Raw genomic sequence first — 16,947 nt, forward strand, 5'->3', positions numbered from 1 at the left:
CGACTGCCCTGCCTGATAGGCAGGAATGCTAGGCTGCGCCGGTCAAGGAGATTCCATGTCCGGTCACAGCCAGTTCGCCCTGCTCCGCCAGCGCCGCTTCCTGCCGTTCTTCATCGTGCAGGCGCTGGGCGCCTTCAATGACAATGTGTACCGGCAGGCCATCATCGGCCTGTTGTTCTACCTGGGCGTATCGGACGAGCAGCGCTCGCTGTACACCACGCTGGCGCCGGCCATCTTCATCCTGCCGTATTTCCTGTTCTCGGCCCTGGCCGGGCAGATCGCCGACAAACTGGAAAAATCGCGGCTGATCGTGATCACCACCACCATGGAGATCGTGATCATGTCGCTTGCGGCCATCGGGTTCATTACCGAGAACCTGCCGTTCCTGCTGGTGGCGCTGTTCTGCACCGGCATGCAGTCGACCCTGTTCGGCCCGGTGAAGTACTCGGTGCTGCCCTCGGTGCTGAAACCGGAGGAACTGACCGGTGGCAACGGCCTGGTCGAGATGGGCACCTCCATCTCGATCCTGTCGGGCATGATCATCGGCGGCTCGGTGTTCCTGCTGGCCGGCAGCCATGGTCCGATCGTGGCGGCAACGGCTGTCATCGCGCTGGCGATCTGCGGCAATCTCGCCGCGCGCATGATTCCCCGGGTCGACGCCGGCGACCCCGACCTGAAGATCAACTGGAACCCGCTGCCCGAGTCGCTGGTGGTGCTGCGCATGGCGCGGCAGCAGAAGGCGGTGCGCAACGCCATCCTCGGCGTGTCCTGGTTCTGGTTCGTCGGCACCGTGCTGACCTCGCAGCTGCCCAACTACGCGCTGGTCAACCTGGGCGGCGAGCCCAAGCTGTACCTGTTCGCGCTGGCGCTGTTCTCGGTGGGTACCGGCGTCGGTTCGCTGCTGTGCGAGAAGCTGTCGGCGCGCACGGTGGAAATCGGCCTGGTGCCGCTGGGTGCGTTCGGCATGACCGCCTTCCTGCTGGACCTGTACTTCGCCCGCACCGGCGAAGCGACCGTGCAGAACCTGGGCGTGCTGGCGTTCCTGCAGCAACCGGGCAGCGTGCGCATCGTCATCGATCTTGTAGGCATCGGCCTGTTTACCGGTGTGTTCGTGGTGCCACTGTTCGCGCTCATCCAGAGCCGCACGCCGAAGGCGCAGATGTCGCGCGTGTTCGCTGCACTCAACATCCAGAATTCCGGCTTCATCGTCGCCGCGGCGTTGCTGTCGCTGGCCGCGCACCAGCTGCTGCACTGGTCCATCCCGCAGCAGTTCCTGGCGCTGGCCATCGCCAATGCCATCGTGGCGATCTACATCTTCACCATCGTCCCCGAATTCCTGATGCGCTTCCTCAGCTGGCTGATGGTGCGCTCGCTGTACCGGCTGCGCCCGCACGGCATCGAGGCCAACGTCCCCGACGAGGGCGCCGCGCTGCTGGTCTGCAACCACGTCAGCTACATGGACGCGCTGATCCTGTCGGCGACGATCCCGCGCCCCGTGCGTTTCGTCATGTACTACAAGATCTTCAACATCCCGGTGATGCGCTGGATCTTCCGCACCGCCAAGGCGATTCCCATCGCCGGCGCGCGCGAAGACCCGGCGCTGATGCAGCGCGCGTTCGACGAGATCGATGCGGCCCTGGCCGAGGGCGAGCTGGTCTGCATCTTCCCGGAGGGCGCGCTGACCAAGGACGGCAGCATGGCACCGTTCAAGTCCGGCGTTGAGAAGATCCTCGAGCGGCGCCCGGTGCCGGTGGTGCCGATGGCCCTGCGTGGCATGTGGTCGAGCATGTGGAGCCGGCGCGACACGCGCCTGGGCCGCATGCGCGTGCCGCGGCGTTTCCGCGCCACCGTGCAGGTGGTGGCCGCTGCGGCCGTGGACGGCCACAGCGCCGATGCGCCCGCGCTGGAGGCGCAGGTGCGCGCCCTGCGCGGCGACCACGCCTGAGCATTTCCGCAGGGAAACAGGCACCCGGAAACCGTTCCAGTACTCCCCCGTCTGCTGCCGAGCCAAGCGTGGCGGGGATGTAAACGCATACATGGGCCGCCGGTTGCGGTAGATTACGCACCCACAGGGGGGAGGTTCGGTCTGTCTGCGACAGATCGGCCGCCAAGGAATGGAGTCTTGCTTTGAATCAACCACCACAGCCCAGCCGTCCGGTCTACATCCCCAACCATCTGGTCTGGGCGATCCTGACGACGCTGTTCTGCTGCCTGCCACTGGGCGTGGTATCGATCGTGTATGCCTCGCAGGTCGATGGTCGCCGCGCGGCCGGTGATCTGGCCGGGGCTTACGCTGCATCGCGCAAGGCGGGCTGGTGGGCGGCGGCTTCGGCCGTGGCGCTGCCGGTCCTGTTGCTGTTGTGGTTCGGGCTGTTCGGCGGCTTGGCCGTTCTGGGCGCTCTTTCCGACCATTGATTCACCACCACCACCCATCGAGGAGCTTGAACCATGAATACCGCTACCCCGCAGATCCCGAACCACCTGGTCTGGGCCATCCTGTCCACGCTGTTCTGCTGCCTGCCGGCCGGCATCGTGTCGATCGTCTACGCCGCACAGGTCAACGGCAAGCTGGCCGCCGGTGACATCGCCGGTGCCCAGGAATCGTCGGAGAAGGCCAAGAAGTGGGCCATCTGGTCGGCCATCGCGGCGCTGGTCGTCGGCGTGCTGTACTTCATCCTGATCATGGCCATCGGCGGCATGGGCGCCCTGAGCGGCGGCAGCAGCTACTGATGCCTGCTACGGGATCCGGCCGCGCGCCGGGTCCCGTATCTCCCTGCATGCCTCCACCTCCCGTTCCCTCCCGCCTGGGCCGCTGGTCCCCGCTGCTGGCCGCTTCCGGCCTGGCCGCCGGTGCTGCCGTGGTGCTGCGCCACGTCAACCCGTATGTGCCCGGCAATCCGCTGCCGAGCTGCCCGCTATATGCGCTGACCGGCTTCTACTGCCCCGGCTGCGGCAGCACCCGCTGCCTGTATTCGCTGGTCCATTTCGACCTGCCCGGCGCGATGGCGATGAACCCCCTGCTGGTCATCAGCCTGCCCTTCCTGTTCCTGATGCTGCTGCACATGGCGGGCGTGCGCATGAAGGCGCTCGATCCGTTGATGCGGCTGCTGGCCAACCCGAAGTTCTGGCTGTGGGTGCTGCCGGGGTATGCGCTGCTGCGCAACCTGCCGTGGGCGCCGTTCACTGCGCTGGCACCGGTGTAGGTAGCGTCGACTGTCAGTCGACTGGCACCGCGCCTGGCCCGGCCCCTGACAGTTTCCGTGTGCGTCCACCACGGAAGAAAAAGAAGATCAGAAGCAAAAGCAGAAGCGGCTCGCTTCGCTCGGCTATGCTGGTGCGATGACTGATCGACGTGATGAATTGACCGCGGCCATGAAGGCTGCTGGCTGCACTGATCCGCGCAGCTGGGTGAACAGCGAACTGGGCGAGAACCTGCCGCAGTTCGCGCGCTTCCTGATGCTGCGCGATGTGCACACGCTGGCCGACGATGTGGACAGTGCGTTGTCCGAGGCGCTGTTTGATCGCCCGGAACTGGAGCAGACACTGGCGACGCTGCGCGGTGCGGTGGATCCGCAGGCCCTGCACGCGCTGCTGCGTGCGTACGGCAAGGCGCTGGGCAACAGCTTCGTGATGGCCGTGGATGAAGGTCCGGCGATGCGCGAAGACGGCATGCCTGGCTGGCTGCTGATGGAAACCGACGCCAACGACGAACCGACCGGACGCCTGGTGCAGGGCCTGCACGAGGATTACCTCGACTTCGACGATCGTTACACGCCGTAGCGCTGTGCAGCACCGCGCCATCCACGCATGGCGTGGATCTACGTCACCCAGCCGGCGATGACCAGCAGCGCCAGCACCGCCAGCCACAGCAGCAGCATCCGCCACACCAGGCTCATCGCATCGCGCAGGTCCGGCAGCCGCTGCCATACCGGCAACAGGCCCGCTTCGGTGTAGTCATGCGCCTCTTCGCGCAGCTCGGCATTCACGCTGGCCCGCGCCACCGCGCCGAGGAAGCCGATGCCACCGGCCAGGCGCTCGCCATGGGCCTGCCGCCACGCCTTCCACGCCGTATCGAAGTTGCCGACCAGCGCCATCGAGAACGCCATCAGCTGCGCCACCGGCCATTCGATCCAGGCCAGCAGGCGCTGTGCCAGCGCCAGTGGCTCCACCGGCACGCGTGCCCGCATCGGGCTCTCGGCCATCAGCGCCAGCAGGCGATAGGCCAATGCACCGACCGGGCCCAGCAGCAGGAACCAGAACAGCACCGCGAACCAGCGCCGCAGTGCATTGAGCACGGTCGCCTCGACCAGCGAGGGCACGTCCTCGCGCAGGCTGCCACCGGCGGCCTGCAGGTGGCGTACCGCCGCCTGGCGGCCCGCTGCGTCGTCGGCATCGATGATCGCTTCGATATCACGGTCGAGGTCGCGCGGGCCCCAGCACCAGGCCAGAACCGCCACGCCCAGCAGCAGGCCGGGCAGGCCGAACAGCACCCCGCGCAGCAACCAGGCCAGCAGTGCCATCAGCAGCAGCGGCGGCACGATCGCCAGCGCCACGCCGGCCGGCCCCTGCCATGCCCGTCCGCCATGCCCGTCCAACCAGCCCAGCCAGCGCCGGAAGCCGTCGAAACGGCGCAGCGAGGCGGCAGCAGCCGGGGCAACGTGGCCCAGGGCCAGCGCCACCAACACGGCGACCAGGGTGGTGAACATGGCAGGTCTCCCTACGAACAAGCGTTCTGCGCCGCTACCTTACCTGCCGCAGCGGCGCGTTCAGCGATGAGCCCGACTGTAACCCGGCGCGTGTTCAGGTGGCGGCAATGCTGCCACCGGCACCGGCCGGCACGGCCGCAGCGATCAGCCCTGCTGCTGCCGGTACCAGTGTTCGATCAGGCCGCGCGAGATCGAGATCGGCGGCGACAGGCGGATGCCTTCGCCATCGTCCTCGACGTCGCGGGCCAGCGCCGCCCCCACCTCTTCGGCAGTGAACCAGCGGGCGTCTTCCAGCTCGCCATTGACGGTCGGCACGTCGTCCTGCGCCTGCGCGCGGAACCCCACCATCAGCGCGCCGGGGAACGGCCACGGCTGCGAGCCGAGGTACTGGCAGGACGTCACCCGCACCTTGCTCTCTTCGTGCACCTCGCGCACCACGGTCTGCTCGAAGGTCTCGCCGGGCTCGACGAAGCCGGCCAGCACCGAATAGCGGCGCGGCGCCCAGTTGGACTGGCGGCCCAGCAGCAGGCGGCCCTGGTTTTCCACCGCGACGATCACCGCCGGGTCGACCCGCGGGTAATGCTCGGTGGAACACTGTGCGCAGCGGCCGACGAAGCCACCGCGGGCGAAGGCCACCGCACCACCGCACACACCGCAGAAGCGCGTGCGCGAATGCCAGTAGGACATGCCGCGGGCATAGCTGAAGGCGGTGGCATCGGCCACGCTCCACAGCAGTGCCGCCTGGCGCAGGTCGAGACGGCGCGGTGCGGTCTGGGTGACGTTGGTGGCTTCGACGGAGAACCAGGCCTGGCCCGCGCGCAGGCCGAGGAAGATGGCCGCACCGGGGCCACCGCCGATATCGGCGCCGGTCAGGGCGACCGGCTGGTCGTCCTCACCGGTGAAGGCGGTGCCGTCATGGTCCAGGACAAGAATGCGCGCATCCGGCCACAGGCGTGCCAGGGCATCGGCATCATCGCGCAGGGCATCGGCGCGCTCCAGCGGCTCGGCCACGAAGGCGAAACCGGAAAGCGGCGAAGGAGTATTGGGCATCCGACAAGCCTGCCGCCAATTGCCGCAGGTGGCAAGGTCGGCGCTGTGCGCAATCAGTCGGTCTTGCGCGCAACGGCAGCGCGAGGCATCGGCCCCGCGCCCGGCATCACATGCTGAAGCTGCTGCCGCAGCCGCAGGTGGTCTTCGCGTTCGGGTTGCGGATCACGAACTGCGCACCGGTCAGGCTCTCGGTGTAATCCACCTCGGCGCCCATCAGGTACTGCAGGCTGAGCGGATCAACCAGCAGGGTGACCCCGCTGGTCTGCACCGCCAGGTCGTCCTCGGCGCGGTTCTCATCGAACTCGAAGCCGTACTGGAACCCGGAACAGCCACCGCCCTCGATGTACACGCGCAGGGCCAGGTCGGGGTTGCCCTCGTCCTGGATCAGTTCCTTCACCTTGGCCGCGGCCGATTCGGTGAAGTTCAGCGGCCGCTCCAGCGACTGGTAGTCGGGAGCGGCGGCCGGCGTGGCGCCGGGCAGGGAAACTAGCGTGCTCATGGCCTCAGCATGGGGGCGCCGGGGATGGCTTTCAAGCCATCGCCTCGGCCAGCTTGCGGCGCGCGGCGGTGCCGCCCTTGCCTTCCGCCGCTTCGCCTTCGCCTTCCGGCGCCGGCAGGGCCGCAACCGGGCTGCTGGCGTGGATCAGGCGGCCATTCAGCTGGGCGCCGGCGTTCATTTCCACCACCTGGTAGTGGACGTTGCCGTTCACCCGCGCGCTCGGGGTCAGTTCGACCTTCTCGCTGGCGTGCACGTCACCGTCGAGGCGGCCACTGATGACCACCACCTGGGCGCGGATCTCGCCTTCGATGACGCCGTGCTCGGCCACCGTCAGGGTCGCGCCGCTGGCGCCTTCCTGGGCGATCACCTTGCCATGGATGCGGCCTTCCACGTACAGGCCACCACTGAATTCCACATCACCGCGGATCACCACCTGGTTGCCGATCAGGGCATCCACCACCAACTGGCCATCACGGCTGGATTTGCTGTTTCCGAACATCTGCCTACTCCCCTTTGCTGGCCGGTGCGCCGGCCTGTTTCCAGTCGAATACCTGCGTGGTGCCCCCTGCACCACTCCCCAGTGTCACCCTCACCCGTTGCGGGGTGAAGTCCGTCGGCAGCATCACACTGCCGGTGAGCTGCTGGAAGTACCGGAACGAGTAATCCTGTCCCGGCACCTTGCTGCGCTGGTGCAGCTCATCCCAGCTGATCGTGGCCAGCTTGCCGTTCTTCACGCCTTCCACGGTGAAGCGCATCTGCCCCTGGCTGATGGCCCCGCGGTTGAGGTTCTGGGTCAGCACCACGGCGTACTGCCAGGTGCCGGCCGATTCGGGGCTGAACTCGATCGAATGGGTGTTCAGGCCCTTGCGCTGGCTGGTCGAGCCGACCAGGCGCTCGTAGAAGGCTACGTCGGCACGCAGCCCGGCGATCTCTTCGTCGCGCTCGGCCAGCGAGGACTGCACCTCGGTGTTGGCGGCGCGGCTGATGCGGTCGGAGGCTTCCAGCGTGGCCTGCTTCTGGCGCAGCTCGGTCAGCTGTGCCTGCACGGTGTCGGCGCGCTTCTCGGCCGCCTGCAGGCGCTGCCCCTGGGCATCGCGCGGCGCGCCCAGCCAGCAGCCGCCCAGCACCGCCAGCACCAGGCTCAGCAGCCAGATGCCGGCGATGACCAGCAGGCGGCGACGGTCGACCGGCGGCGGCTTGGCACCGGGCAGGCGGACCTGTACGCGCACGGGTGGGCGGTTGTTCATGGGTAGTCTCCGTGGACTCGCAATGGCGACACCAGCACGGCCCCTGTAGCAAACGACGGGCTAGTGTATGACAGGAACGGGGGCTTTCCCCGGTGCCGGCCGCCAGCGGCCGGTGGTGTTCAGCCACGTCATCGCCGATAGTGTGGCACCCCGCACAGTTCCGTCGCCGGAGCCCCGCCATGACCGAAGCCCACCTGTTCGTGATCGGCATCCTGCTGGCCTGGCTGGCCGGCATCCGCGTGTACCTCACCGTGTTCGGCGTCGGCCTGGCCGGACTGCTCGGCTGGGTCGACCTGCCACCGGCCCTGCAGGCCACCGAATCGTGGTGGGTGCTGGGCACCTCGGCGGCCCTGGCCATCGCCGAATTCTTCGCCGACAAGATCCCCGGCGTCGATTCCATCTGGGATCTCGTGCATACCCTGGCGCGGGTACCGGCCGGCGCCTTCCTGGCCGCCGCCACGCTCTCGCCCGATGGCCAGCTGGGCACCGGCACCCTGCTGGCCGGCGCCGGCGTGGCCCTGGCCAGCCACGGCCTGAAGGCCGGCACCCGCGCCCTGCTCAACACGTCGCCGGAACCGGCCAGCAACTGGGTCGCCTCGGTCGCCGAGGACACCGTGGTGGTCGGCGGCCTGGCGCTGGCACTGGCCCATCCCTGGATCGCCCTGGTCGTGGTGCTGGCCTGCAGCCTGGCCGGCGCACTGCTGGTGTGGCTGGTCTGGCGCACCCTGTGGAAGGGCGTGCGATGGCTTGCACGTGCTGGCGGCACGGCCTCTGCAGGCCAACCACGCACCGGCTGACTGTCGGGCTTGGCGCATAATGGCGGCGAACACCAGGAGCTTTGATGTCCGCAAATGAATCCCCCGCGGGCGCACGCCCCGGACGCGCTGAAACCCCTCCGGCCGATCATTGGCAGCGCTGGGCCAGTGCCCCGGCCGCCGCCGCGCCCAGTCTTGCCGTGGTCCCCTCCGCACCGGCAGATGCGACCGACGGACTGGCGACGCCGCCGCCGCTGCCGTCCGCGCCGATGGATGCAGACAACAGCAGTGATGCCCCGGCGCCGTCCGACTCGCCGTACCGCGTGCTGATCGTCGAAGACGACCGCGCCCAGGCCCTGTTCGCACAGAGCGTGCTGCACGGTGCCGGCATGCAGGCGGAGGTGCTGTCCCACGCCGATGGCGTACAGCAGGCGATCCGCGAACAGCGCCCCGACCTGATCCTGATGGACCTGCACCTGCCGGGCCTGGATGGCATGCGGCTGACCGCGATGATCCGCCAGCAGCCGGGCATGCAGCTGCTGCCGATCGTCTTCCTCAGTGGCGACCCGGACCCGGAGCGCCAGTTCGAAGTGCTCGACAGCGGCGCCGACGATTACCTGAGCAAGCCGATCCGCCCGCGCCACCTGATCGCGGCCGTGGCCAACCGCATCCGCCGCGCCCGCGCACAGGCCGCCACCCTGCCCGGCGCCAACGGTGCGCCGGCCACCAGCAACCCGGAAACCGGCCTGCCCACCCGCCACCATGTGCTGCAGCAGCTCAACGCCGCGCTGGAACAGCGCGACCGTGGCGGCGTGTTCTTCGTGGAAATCTCCAGCGCGCTGGGCCTGCGCGAGCGCTATGGCTACGCCGCCTTCGAGCGGCTGATGGTGCAGGCCGGCCAGCGCCTGGCCGAGGCCGGCCACCCGCACCTGCTGGCACGCCTGAACGACAACAGCTTCCTGCTGCTGGCCCGCGGTGCCGACGAGGAAAGCCTGGAAGGCATCGCCGCCGCGCTGCGCGAACAGCTGTCCGCACGCGCCTTCGTCATCCGCGACGATGAATCGGTACACCTGCGTGGCGTGGTCGGCTATGCGCCGCTGTCGCCGGGCTTCGACGATGCCAACAGCGCGCTGGAAGCCATCGAACGCACCACCCTGCAGGCGCGCCTGCTCACCGCCGGCGTGGCCGGCCACGTGCATCGCCAGGCGATGACCGAGCAGGAACACCTGGCCCTGCTGGAAGGCCAGCTGGAACTGGCCTACCAGCCGATCGTGGCCGTGGCCGGTGGTGATACCGCGCAGTACCAGCTGCTGCTGCGCCTGCGCCAGGCCGATGGCACCGTGCTCACCGCCGGCCAGGTCATTCCGGCGGCCGAAGCGGCCGGCCGCATCGCCGATCTGGACCAGCAGGTGCTGGAGCATGCGATGGGCCTGCTCGACCTGTACCGCCACGCGACGCAGCCGCTGAACCTGTTCGTCTCGCAGTCGCTGCGCACGCTGCAGCGCGATGCCTTCGCCGATTGGCTGCTGGAATCGCTGCAGCAGCGCGACCTGCCCGGCAGCGCGCTGGTGATCGACGTGCGCCTGCCCGACGCGCTCATCCATACCGTGCCGCTGCAGCAGTTCTGCCAGCGCATGGCCAGTGCCGGCGTGCGCTTCTGCCTGAGCCAGTTCGAGCCCGGCAGCGAAGCCGATGCCCTGCTCACCCAGCTGCCGCTGTCGTTCGTGCGCATGGCCGCGCGCTTCTCCAGCAGCCATTCCAACCCGGGCACCCGCGAGGAACTGCGCCGGGCGATCGATCGCGCGCATGCCGCAGGCCTGCAGATCATCGGCCAGCAGATCGAGGATCCGCAGGCAGCCGCGGCGATGTGGGTCGGTGGCGTGGACTACATCCAGGGCAACATGGTGCAGTCGGCGGGCAGCGACCTGAACTTCGACTTCCACAACGCGGTGCTCTGAGTGCCGCTGACGGTCACGCTGCTGGCGGCACTGGTGCTGGCCACCGGCGTGGCACTGGCCCTTGGCCTGCGCCTGCGCCAACGCGGCCAGGCGCTGGCGGCACTGCAGCGCGAACGCACGGTGCTGGCCAGCGAGCGTGACCAGCTGCGCCGCACCACCGAGCGCCAGGGCCAGCTGGAACAACAGCTGCTGCAGGCCAAGCAGGCCGCCGAAGCGGCCGCGCTGGCCAAGGGCGAGTTCCTGGCCACCATGAGCCACGAGATCCGCACGCCGCTCAACGGCATCCTGCCGATGCTGGAGCTGATCGCACGCGGGCCGCTGGGCGACGACCAGCGGCAGATGCTGGCCACCGCATCGGTCAGCTCGCAGCAGCTGCTGCGCATCGTCGATGACATCCTCGACTACTCGCGCCTGGAAGCGCAGGCGCTGGAGCTGGAGATCACCAGCTTCAACCTGCGCGAACTGCTTGATGGCGTGGTGCAGCTGCTGCAGCGCGCCGCCGAATCGAAAGGCCTGGTGCTCGGCCTGCAGCTGGACCCTGCCGTGCGCCTGCCGGTGCGTGGCGATCCGGTGCGCCTGCGCCAGGTGCTGACCAACCTGCTGGCCAACGCCATCAAGTTCACCGCACGCGGCCAGGTCCAGCTGCGCGTGCAGCGCCTGGGCGAAGGCCCGGCCCAGCACCAGCTGCGTTTCGAAGTGGCCGACACCGGCATCGGCATCGACGCCACGCTGCAGTCACGGCTGTTCCAGTCCTTCAGCCAGGCCGATGCGTCGACCACCCGCCTGTACGGCGGCACCGGCCTGGGCCTGGCCATCTGCAAGCGCATCATCGACCTGATGCACGGCCAGATCGGCGTGCAGTCCACGCCCGGCCAGGGCGCCACGTTCTGGTTCGAGATCCCGCTGCTGAAGATTCCCGGCGACCTGCCGGCACTGGCGCGCGCGCCCTCGCCGCTGCTGCTGCACAGTGCCGATGTGGCCCTGCAGGCACGCGTGGAACGCATTGCCGCCCACCACGGGCTGCCGGTGCAGGTGCTGGCCGAACGCGATCTCCTGCTGGAGCGCCTGCGTGCGGCGCCACGCCCCGGCCAGCCGCCGCCGGCCTGGCTGCTGGTGGACGCCCGCCAGCGCCGCGGCGGCGAAGCGACGCTGCTGCGCACGCTGGCCGAGCGCGGCACGGAGGACACGCTGCAGGTGCTGTGGCTGCAGGACGAGCCCGCGCCCACGCAGGCCCGCCAGCAGCAGTTGCCGGGCGGCTTCAGCGACGCCACCCTGCACGCCCTACTGGCCACGCCCACCGCCAGCGTACGGCCGGCGGCCCTGCTGGCCACGGCCGAGCATGGCCAGGCACCGGCGATGCTGCCGCCCCTGGGCCTGCGCGTGCTGCTGGTGGAGGACAACGCGGTCAACCGCATGGTGGCCGAACAGCTGCTGCGGGTGTTCCAGTGCGAGGTGCGCAACGCCGCCGACGGCGAGCAGGCCCTCGTGGCGCTGCGCCAGGGCGGTGTCGACGTGGTGCTGATGGATTGCCAGATGCCGGTACTGGATGGCTATGCCGCCACCGGCCAATGGCGCAGCGAGGAAGCGGCACAAGGCCGCGCGCGGCTGCCGATCATCGCCATGACCGCCAACGCCATGGCCGGCGACCGCGAGCGCTGCCTGCAGGCCGGCATGGATGATTACCTGTCCAAGCCGATCAACCGCGAAACCCTGCATGCGCTGCTGCAGCGCTGGGGCGAAGCGCCCGCGTTTGTAGAGTCGAGCCATGCTCGACTGGAAGCAAGCCCGACTCTACCTCCGCCGCCCGAAGCAGACACGCCGCCGCAGCCGGTGCTCGACCGCAGCGTGCTCGAGGAACTGCAGGCGGTGATCGGAGCGGCCGCACTGCAGATCGTGGCCGTGTTCCTCGAAGATGCCCCTGCGATGGTGCAGGCCCTGCAGCAGGCCGCGCAGGGCAACGACATCGAGCGCCTGCAGGCGCTGTCGCACAGCCTCAAGTCATCCAGCGCCAATGTCGGCGCACTGTCACTGTCGGCCGTCGCCCGGCGCATCGAGCACGAAGCCCGCGCCGGCAGCCTGCAGCGCCCCGCCGTGGCAGTGGCGCTGCTGGTGGCCGAGTTCGCCCGCGCACGCGTGGCGCTGACCGGTTACCTGGCCCAGGAACGGTAGCGCCGAGCTTGCTCGACTGCCGTTCTGTAGAGTCGAGCCATGCTCGACTGCTGTTGGAAGACGCAGTCGAGCAAGCTCGACTCTACATGTTGAATCAGTCTTCCAGCTTGCTCAGCAGGTACTTCGGCTCGCCGATGCGCTCGACCAGGTCCAGCTGGGTTTCCAGCCAGTCGATGTGCTCTTCCTCGGCATCGAGGATGCTGGTGAACAACGAACGGCTCACGTAGTCGCCCACCGAATCGGCGTAAGCCACGGCGTTGCGCAGCACCACCACGCCGTCCTGTTCCAGCGACAGGTCACACTGCAGCATTTCCGGCGGGTTCTCGCCGATGCGCAGCTTGCCCAGCGCCTGGAAGTTCGGCAGGCCTTCAAGGAACAGGATGCGGTCGGACAGCGCGTCGGCGCGCTTCATCGCGTGGATCGATTCCTTGTACTCGTACTCCGCCAGTTCCTTGATGCCCCAGTTCTTGAACATCTTGGCGTGCAGGAAGTACTGGTTGATCGCGGTCAGCTCGTTGAAGAGGACCTTGTTGAGGAATTCGATGACCTTGGCGTCGCCTTTCATGGCTGGCTCCTAGCGCTGAGAACGCGGGCACTGTACCCGGTTCGCCGCCGCCGTGAAGGAACGCGAATCGTGCTCATTGGCGGGTTCGCCCCGCCACCGAAGCTGGCATGCTGGGCGGCCCCTCCCCCTGCGCGATGGACATGAGCGACGATTCCAACGACCCCTGGCAGCCGGTGCGTGCCTTCGTCGCCCTGCGCATGGACGCCGACGCCTTCGAGGCGGTGCTGTACCGCGATGCGGCGCTGGCGGCGGCTCTGGAAGCGGCGCGACCGCTGCCGGCCTGGCTGCCGCTGCCCGACCTCTACAGCTGGGCCTGCTCGCTGGACCTGGCCCGCGCCGATGACCTGCTCAACCTGCGCAGCGTGCTGGCGCAGGTGCTGCCTGGCGGTGAAGGGGAAGTGGAGGTCGACCAGGCCGCAAGGAAGGCGGCCGACGCACGCGACCGCGCCCTGCGGTCTGCACAGCCGCGCTGGCTGTCACTGGATGAAGGCTATCTCGCGCACTGGCTGGCCGGACACGGCGAAGACGCGCCAGACGTCCTGCGGGCCGCATTGCAGGCCCACATCCGCGCGCATTTCCTTTCGGTCAAGCGACCACCGCGCTGGCTGCAGGAAGCGGCGTGGCCGATCGAGCAGGGGCATCCCTTGCGGTTCATCGGCCAATTGCCGTTGGGCGATCACGCGCACGATGACGCGTTTGTCTATGTGTTCCAGCGTGGGGATGGGAGCTGCTGGACGATCGTCCAGCACGCCTGAACCGGGCTCAGGCGGCCTGCAGGCCCAGCACCGGCAGCGGCAGGTCGTGGGTGGCCAGCGCCTTGGCCAGCAGATCGCCGGCCATGTCCAGGCAGGAACCGCAGGTCGCGCCACAACCGGTACGCATGGTCAGCTCGCCCACCGTGGTGACGCCATGGCTGGCGGCCTCGCGGATCTGGTGGTCGGTGACTCCGTTGCAGATGCAGACGTACACAGGCGGGAACCGGGCTGACAGGCCAGAAGCGGCCTGGTGCCCATTCCAATGGAAACGAGAATGGTTGTCAATCAGAGACCTGAACCATTCTCGCTACCGTTCATCCACTCAGCTGGAGGGCGCGTCGCCCTGCGCCTTGCGTGGCCAGTAACCCTTGCTGCGCGGGCGCTTGCGGGGGCGGTCGTGGCCCGCGGTATTGCCCGGCATCCAGGCCTCGGCCGCGGTCTTGGGCATGGCGGTCACCCCCTGCCCGGCCACCCCGCGCGCCAACGGCGCCAGGTGGCGCAAGGCACGCGCATAGACCCCCCGCTTGAACATCACCACGTGCTCGACCGGGTACCAGAAATCGACCCAGCGCCAGTTGTCGAACTCGGGCGAGTCGGTATGGTCCAGCCGCACATGCGATTCATCGCCGGTGAGGCGCAGCAGGAACCAGACCTGCTTCTGGCCGATGCAGACCTGCCGCTCGTTACGGCGGATGGCCCGGGCCGGCAGCTTGTAGCGCAGCCAGCCCGGTGTCGCCCCCAGCACTTCTACGTGCTCGGGCAGCAGGCCGGTCTCTTCCTGCAGTTCACGATACATGGCCTCGACCGGGGTCTCGTCGGTGTTCATGCCACCCTGCGGGAACTGCCAGCCATCCCGGCGCACGCGTCGTGCCCAGAACACCTGCCCGTCCTGCCGCATCAGCACGATGCCGACGTTCGGTCGATAGCCGTCCGGATCGATCACGATGCGGACTCCTAAGAAAATCTACTGGTCGGGACTATCCCATGCCGTCTGTCGGCCCACAAGCTCGGCACAAAAGTGTTGACAGGCCCGATACACATGAGCAGAATAGCTGGCTCACCGAGGCTATGTAGCTCAGCCGGTTAGAGCACAGCACTCATAATGCTGGGGTCGGTGGTTCGAGTCCACCCATAGCCACCACACTGAAAATCAAGTTGTTTTTCAGCGTGAAAAGTGACAAAATAGTTTTTCGTTACATTGCCCCTTAGCCAAGCGGTAAGGCACCTGACTCTGACTCAGGCATCGGTGGTTCGAATCCATCAGGGGCAGCCAAATAAAAAAGCAAAAAGCCTGATCGAAAGATCAGGCTTTTTGCTTTTTTATTTGGTCGCGCATTCCTCCTGATCCCCACGCCTGTCGGCGAGCCCCCTTGAACATCAAGGGGGCTCCTCTCCAGAGAGAACCCCAGGGTCGGACATGCAAAAAGACGGGTAGTGCCGGCCGCTGGCCGGCAACTTCGAGATCCATGATCGCAGAACGACAAAAGCCCGGCCGAAGCCGGGCTTTTGCTTTTCCAACCAGCGGGCTCCCGAAGGAGCCCAACCAGGCGCGGTAAATCAGCGCTTGGAGAACTGGGTGGCGCGGCGGGCCTTGTGCAGACCGACCTTCTTACGCTCGACTTCACGGGCGTCACGGGTCACGAAGCCAGCCTTGCGCAGCTCGGACTTCAGGGTTTCGTCGTACTCGACCAGAGCACGGGCGATGCCCAGACGGATCGCACCGGCCTGGCCGGTGGTGCCGCCGCCAGCGGCGGTGACCAGGATGTCGAAGCTTTCGGTGTTCTTGGTCAGCTCGAGCGGCTGGCGCACGATCATGCGCGCGGTCTCACGACCGAAGAACTCGTCCAGCGGACGGCCATTGACGGTGATGTTGCCCGTACCCTTGCGCAGGAACACGCGAGCGGTGGAGGACTTGCGGCGGCCAGTGCCGTAGTTTTGAGTGATAGCCATGATTAGATATCCAGAACCTGCGGCTGCTGTGCGGCGTGCGGATGCTCAGTGCCGGCGTAGACCTTGAGCTTGCGGTACATCTGGCGACCCAGCGGGCCCTTCGGCAGCATGCCCTTGACGGCAGTCTCGATGACGCGCTCCGGGTGACGCTCCAGCGCCTGGGCCAGGGATTCGGTCTTCAGGTTGCCGATGTAACCGGTGAAACGGTGATACATCTTGTCCTGCAGCTTCTTGCCGGTGACGGCAATCTTTTCTGCATTGATGACGACCAGGTAGTCGCCGGTATCAACATGGGGGGTGTAGACCGGCTTGTGCTTGCCACGCAGACGGCGGGCCAGCTCGGTGCAGAGACGGCCCAGGGTCTTGCCCTCGGCGTCGACGAGGTACCAGTCGCGCTGGACGGTCTCGTTCTTGGCAGTGAAAGTGCTCATGAAGAACTCTAGGTTAGGTCGGGCTCATTGCGGCGAAAGGCTCGCCGGAACTCTGCCACGCGTTGTGAAAAGGTGAAGCGTAAGAGGCGGGATTGTACTCACCCCGGCGCCCCGGCGCAAGCCGCCCCCTGTACCGGGTTGGCAGGGGACCGGGGCCGGGCGAGAATCGGGGGTCACCCGCCCCACCCATGCCGCCATGACCGTGCTCCGCCAGACCACCCCGCTGGACCATCTGCTGACCGAGGCGCAGCGCGCCTTGGACACGGTGTTCGGCAACCCGCCGGCATCGCGCCCCTACCCGGCGGCCGAAACCGGCGAGCCGGGCATGGACACAGCGCAGCGCCGCCATGCCGCTGGCCTGATGCGGATCAACCACGTCGGCGAGGTCTGCGCGCAGGGCCTGTATTTCGGCCAGGCCGCGGTCGCCCGTGACCCCTCCACCCGCGCGCACCTGCTGGAAGCGGCGCAGGAAGAAACCGACCACCTGGCCTGGTGCGCCACCCGGCTGGCCGAGCTGGACAGCCGCCCCAGCCTGTTCAACCCGCTGTGGTACGCCGGCAGCTACACCATCGGCACCCTGGCCGGGCTGCGCGGCGATGGCTGGAACCTCGGCTTCGTGGTCGAGACCGAGCGCCAGGTGGAAGCCCACCTGGACGAGCACCTGGTCGACCTGCCGGCCGGCGACCTGCGCAGCCGCGCGGTCATCCGGGTGATGAAGGAAGACGAGGCCCGCCATGCCGAGCACGCCGAGCAGGCCGGCGCCCGCCGCCTGCCGTTCCCGATCCCGGGCGCGATGGCCCTGGCGTCGAAGGTGATGAAGCACATTGCCTACCGGCTGTAAGTCCCAGGTAGTGCCGGCCGC

The 16,947-nt window shown here is 67.9% G+C and carries 20 protein-coding genes and 2 tRNA genes; 12 read left to right on the forward strand and 10 right to left on the reverse strand.

Going from position 1 to position 16,947, the window contains the following annotated elements:
• The first annotated feature begins 55 nt into the window (after positions 1-55).
• The 5 genes from C1927_RS19320 to C1927_RS19340 all read left to right on the forward strand — a co-directional run bounded on the left by C1927_RS19320 (position 56) and on the right by C1927_RS19340 (position 3,780).
• The gene (locus C1927_RS19320; protein WP_108747522.1) at positions 56-1,945 is read left to right on the forward strand and encodes an MFS transporter; all 1,890 of its coding nucleotides are present in this window, start codon (positions 56-58) and stop codon (positions 1,943-1,945) included.
• 182 nt (positions 1,946-2,127) lie between these two features.
• Positions 2,128-2,415, forward strand: coding sequence for a CD225/dispanin family protein (locus C1927_RS19325; protein WP_108747523.1), 288 nt, complete (start codon positions 2,128-2,130; stop codon positions 2,413-2,415).
• A gap of 33 nt (positions 2,416-2,448) precedes the next feature.
• The gene (locus C1927_RS19330; RefSeq protein WP_079223850.1) at positions 2,449-2,730 is read left to right on the forward strand and encodes a CD225/dispanin family protein; all 282 of its coding nucleotides are present in this window, start codon (positions 2,449-2,451) and stop codon (positions 2,728-2,730) included.
• Positions 2,731-2,777: 47 nt separating this feature from the next.
• Complete coding sequence (locus tag C1927_RS19335; RefSeq protein WP_079223852.1) at positions 2,778-3,203, forward strand: DUF2752 domain-containing protein; 426 nt, start codon at positions 2,778-2,780, stop codon at positions 3,201-3,203.
• Positions 3,204-3,339: 136 nt separating this feature from the next.
• Positions 3,340-3,780: a hypothetical protein gene (locus C1927_RS19340; protein WP_159095384.1), complete on the forward strand. Its 441-nt coding sequence runs from the start codon at positions 3,340-3,342 to the stop codon at positions 3,778-3,780.
• A 38-nt stretch (positions 3,781-3,818) separates the two neighbouring features.
• Here the strand turns inward: C1927_RS19340 and ampE are convergent, their stop codons facing one another.
• The 5 genes from ampE to C1927_RS19365 all read right to left on the reverse strand — a co-directional run bounded on the left by ampE (position 3,819) and on the right by C1927_RS19365 (position 7,502).
• The gene (gene ampE, locus C1927_RS19345; protein WP_079223855.1) at positions 3,819-4,706 is read right to left on the reverse strand and encodes a regulatory signaling modulator protein AmpE; all 888 of its coding nucleotides are present in this window, start codon (positions 4,704-4,706) and stop codon (positions 3,819-3,821) included.
• 144 nt (positions 4,707-4,850) lie between these two features.
• On the reverse strand, positions 4,851-5,756 hold the full coding sequence (gene nudC, locus C1927_RS19350; RefSeq protein WP_079223857.1) for an NAD(+) diphosphatase: 906 nt from the start codon (positions 5,754-5,756) through the stop codon (positions 4,851-4,853).
• 106 nt (positions 5,757-5,862) lie between these two features.
• On the reverse strand, positions 5,863-6,255 hold the full coding sequence (gene erpA, locus C1927_RS19355) for an iron-sulfur cluster insertion protein ErpA (protein WP_108747525.1): 393 nt from the start codon (positions 6,253-6,255) through the stop codon (positions 5,863-5,865).
• A 31-nt stretch (positions 6,256-6,286) separates the two neighbouring features.
• Entirely contained in the window at positions 6,287-6,754 is a 468-nt protein-coding gene (locus tag C1927_RS19360; RefSeq protein WP_108747526.1) for a polymer-forming cytoskeletal protein, read from the reverse strand.
• Between the two features lie 4 nt (positions 6,755-6,758).
• The gene (locus C1927_RS19365) at positions 6,759-7,502 is read right to left on the reverse strand and encodes a DUF6776 family protein (RefSeq protein ID WP_108747527.1); all 744 of its coding nucleotides are present in this window, start codon (positions 7,500-7,502) and stop codon (positions 6,759-6,761) included.
• A 179-nt stretch (positions 7,503-7,681) separates the two neighbouring features.
• Between C1927_RS19365 and C1927_RS19370 the strand changes: the two genes are divergently transcribed.
• From C1927_RS19370 to C1927_RS19380, 3 genes are read left to right on the forward strand one after another with little or no spacing between them, the layout of a single operon-like run.
• On the forward strand, positions 7,682-8,299 hold the full coding sequence (locus C1927_RS19370) for a DUF4126 domain-containing protein (RefSeq protein WP_079223863.1): 618 nt from the start codon (positions 7,682-7,684) through the stop codon (positions 8,297-8,299).
• Positions 8,300-8,343: 44 nt separating this feature from the next.
• Positions 8,344-10,215 (forward strand): EAL domain-containing protein, encoded by a 1,872-nt coding sequence (locus tag C1927_RS19375; RefSeq protein WP_108747528.1) that lies wholly within the window; start codon positions 8,344-8,346, stop codon positions 10,213-10,215.
• A complete protein-coding gene (locus C1927_RS19380) occupies positions 10,216-12,384 on the forward strand; it encodes an ATP-binding protein (RefSeq protein ID WP_108747529.1) in 2,169 nt (722 codons plus the stop codon).
• 94 nt (positions 12,385-12,478) lie between these two features.
• Here C1927_RS19380 and bfr read toward each other — a convergent pair whose 3' ends face one another.
• Positions 12,479-12,949: a bacterioferritin gene (gene bfr, locus C1927_RS19385; protein WP_079223868.1), complete on the reverse strand. Its 471-nt coding sequence runs from the start codon at positions 12,947-12,949 to the stop codon at positions 12,479-12,481.
• Positions 12,950-13,089: 140 nt separating this feature from the next.
• Here bfr and C1927_RS19390 point away from each other — a divergent pair, with 140 nt between their 5' ends.
• The gene (locus C1927_RS19390) at positions 13,090-13,704 is read left to right on the forward strand and encodes a hypothetical protein (RefSeq protein WP_159095385.1); all 615 of its coding nucleotides are present in this window, start codon (positions 13,090-13,092) and stop codon (positions 13,702-13,704) included.
• A gap of 7 nt (positions 13,705-13,711) precedes the next feature.
• Here the strand turns inward: C1927_RS19390 and C1927_RS19395 are convergent, their stop codons facing one another.
• Complete coding sequence (locus C1927_RS19395; RefSeq protein WP_079223871.1) at positions 13,712-13,918, reverse strand: bacterioferritin-associated ferredoxin; 207 nt, start codon at positions 13,916-13,918, stop codon at positions 13,712-13,714.
• 108 nt (positions 13,919-14,026) lie between these two features.
• Positions 14,027-14,647 (reverse strand): RNA pyrophosphohydrolase, encoded by a 621-nt coding sequence (locus C1927_RS19400; protein ID WP_108747531.1) that lies wholly within the window; start codon positions 14,645-14,647, stop codon positions 14,027-14,029.
• Positions 14,648-14,768: 121 nt separating this feature from the next.
• On the opposite strand from C1927_RS19400, the gene C1927_RS19405 reads away from it, so the two are divergent.
• Positions 14,769-14,845, forward strand: a tRNA-Met gene (locus C1927_RS19405).
• 58 nt (positions 14,846-14,903) lie between these two features.
• Positions 14,904-14,977, forward strand: a tRNA-Gln gene (locus C1927_RS19410).
• Positions 14,978-15,261: 284 nt separating this feature from the next.
• On the opposite strand, the gene rpsI is transcribed toward C1927_RS19410, so the two are convergent.
• Both rpsI and rplM read right to left on the reverse strand, forming a co-directional pair.
• Positions 15,262-15,654, reverse strand: coding sequence for a 30S ribosomal protein S9 (rpsI, locus tag C1927_RS19415; protein WP_079223875.1), 393 nt, complete (start codon positions 15,652-15,654; stop codon positions 15,262-15,264).
• Between the two features lie 2 nt (positions 15,655-15,656).
• A complete protein-coding gene (gene rplM / locus C1927_RS19420) occupies positions 15,657-16,085 on the reverse strand; it encodes a 50S ribosomal protein L13 (RefSeq protein ID WP_079223878.1) in 429 nt (142 codons plus the stop codon).
• 196 nt (positions 16,086-16,281) lie between these two features.
• Between rplM and coq7 the strand changes: the two genes are divergently transcribed.
• Positions 16,282-16,926: a 2-polyprenyl-3-methyl-6-methoxy-1,4-benzoquinone monooxygenase gene (gene coq7, locus C1927_RS19425; RefSeq protein ID WP_108747532.1), complete on the forward strand. Its 645-nt coding sequence runs from the start codon at positions 16,282-16,284 to the stop codon at positions 16,924-16,926.
• The last annotated feature ends 21 nt before the right edge of the window (positions 16,927-16,947 follow it).

The organism is Stenotrophomonas sp. ZAC14D1_NAIMI4_1 (assembly GCF_003086775.1).
Classification (GTDB): domain Bacteria; phylum Pseudomonadota; class Gammaproteobacteria; order Xanthomonadales; family Xanthomonadaceae; genus Stenotrophomonas.

Bases quoted from the DNA above. Each gene is read 5' to 3' on its own strand.
- C1927_RS19320 (WP_108747522.1), top strand. From the start codon at position 56: ATGTCCGGTCACAGCCAGTTCGCCCTGCTCCGCCAGCGCCGCTTCCTG.
- C1927_RS19330 (WP_079223850.1), top strand. From the start codon at position 2,449: ATGAATACCGCTACCCCGCAGATCCCGAACCACCTGGTCTGGGCCATC.
- C1927_RS19335 (WP_079223852.1), top strand. From the start codon at position 2,778: ATGCCTCCACCTCCCGTTCCCTCCCGCCTGGGCCGCTGGTCCCCGCTG.
- C1927_RS19340 (WP_159095384.1), top strand. From the start codon at position 3,340: ATGACTGATCGACGTGATGAATTGACCGCGGCCATGAAGGCTGCTGGC.
- ampE (WP_079223855.1), bottom strand. From the start codon at position 4,706: ATGTTCACCACCCTGGTCGCCGTGTTGGTGGCGCTGGCCCTGGGCCAC.
- nudC (WP_079223857.1), bottom strand. From the start codon at position 5,756: ATGCCCAATACTCCTTCGCCGCTTTCCGGTTTCGCCTTCGTGGCCGAG.
- erpA (WP_108747525.1), bottom strand. From the start codon at position 6,255: ATGAGCACGCTAGTTTCCCTGCCCGGCGCCACGCCGGCCGCCGCTCCC.
- C1927_RS19360 (WP_108747526.1), bottom strand. From the start codon at position 6,754: ATGTTCGGAAACAGCAAATCCAGCCGTGATGGCCAGTTGGTGGTGGAT.
- C1927_RS19365 (WP_108747527.1), bottom strand. From the start codon at position 7,502: ATGAACAACCGCCCACCCGTGCGCGTACAGGTCCGCCTGCCCGGTGCC.
- C1927_RS19370 (WP_079223863.1), top strand. From the start codon at position 7,682: ATGACCGAAGCCCACCTGTTCGTGATCGGCATCCTGCTGGCCTGGCTG.
- C1927_RS19375 (WP_108747528.1), top strand. From the start codon at position 8,344: ATGTCCGCAAATGAATCCCCCGCGGGCGCACGCCCCGGACGCGCTGAA.
- bfr (WP_079223868.1), bottom strand. From the start codon at position 12,949: ATGAAAGGCGACGCCAAGGTCATCGAATTCCTCAACAAGGTCCTCTTC.
- C1927_RS19390 (WP_159095385.1), top strand. From the start codon at position 13,090: ATGAGCGACGATTCCAACGACCCCTGGCAGCCGGTGCGTGCCTTCGTC.
- rpsI (WP_079223875.1), bottom strand. From the start codon at position 15,654: ATGGCTATCACTCAAAACTACGGCACTGGCCGCCGCAAGTCCTCCACC.
- rplM (WP_079223878.1), bottom strand. From the start codon at position 16,085: ATGAGCACTTTCACTGCCAAGAACGAGACCGTCCAGCGCGACTGGTAC.
- coq7 (WP_108747532.1), top strand. From the start codon at position 16,282: ATGACCGTGCTCCGCCAGACCACCCCGCTGGACCATCTGCTGACCGAG.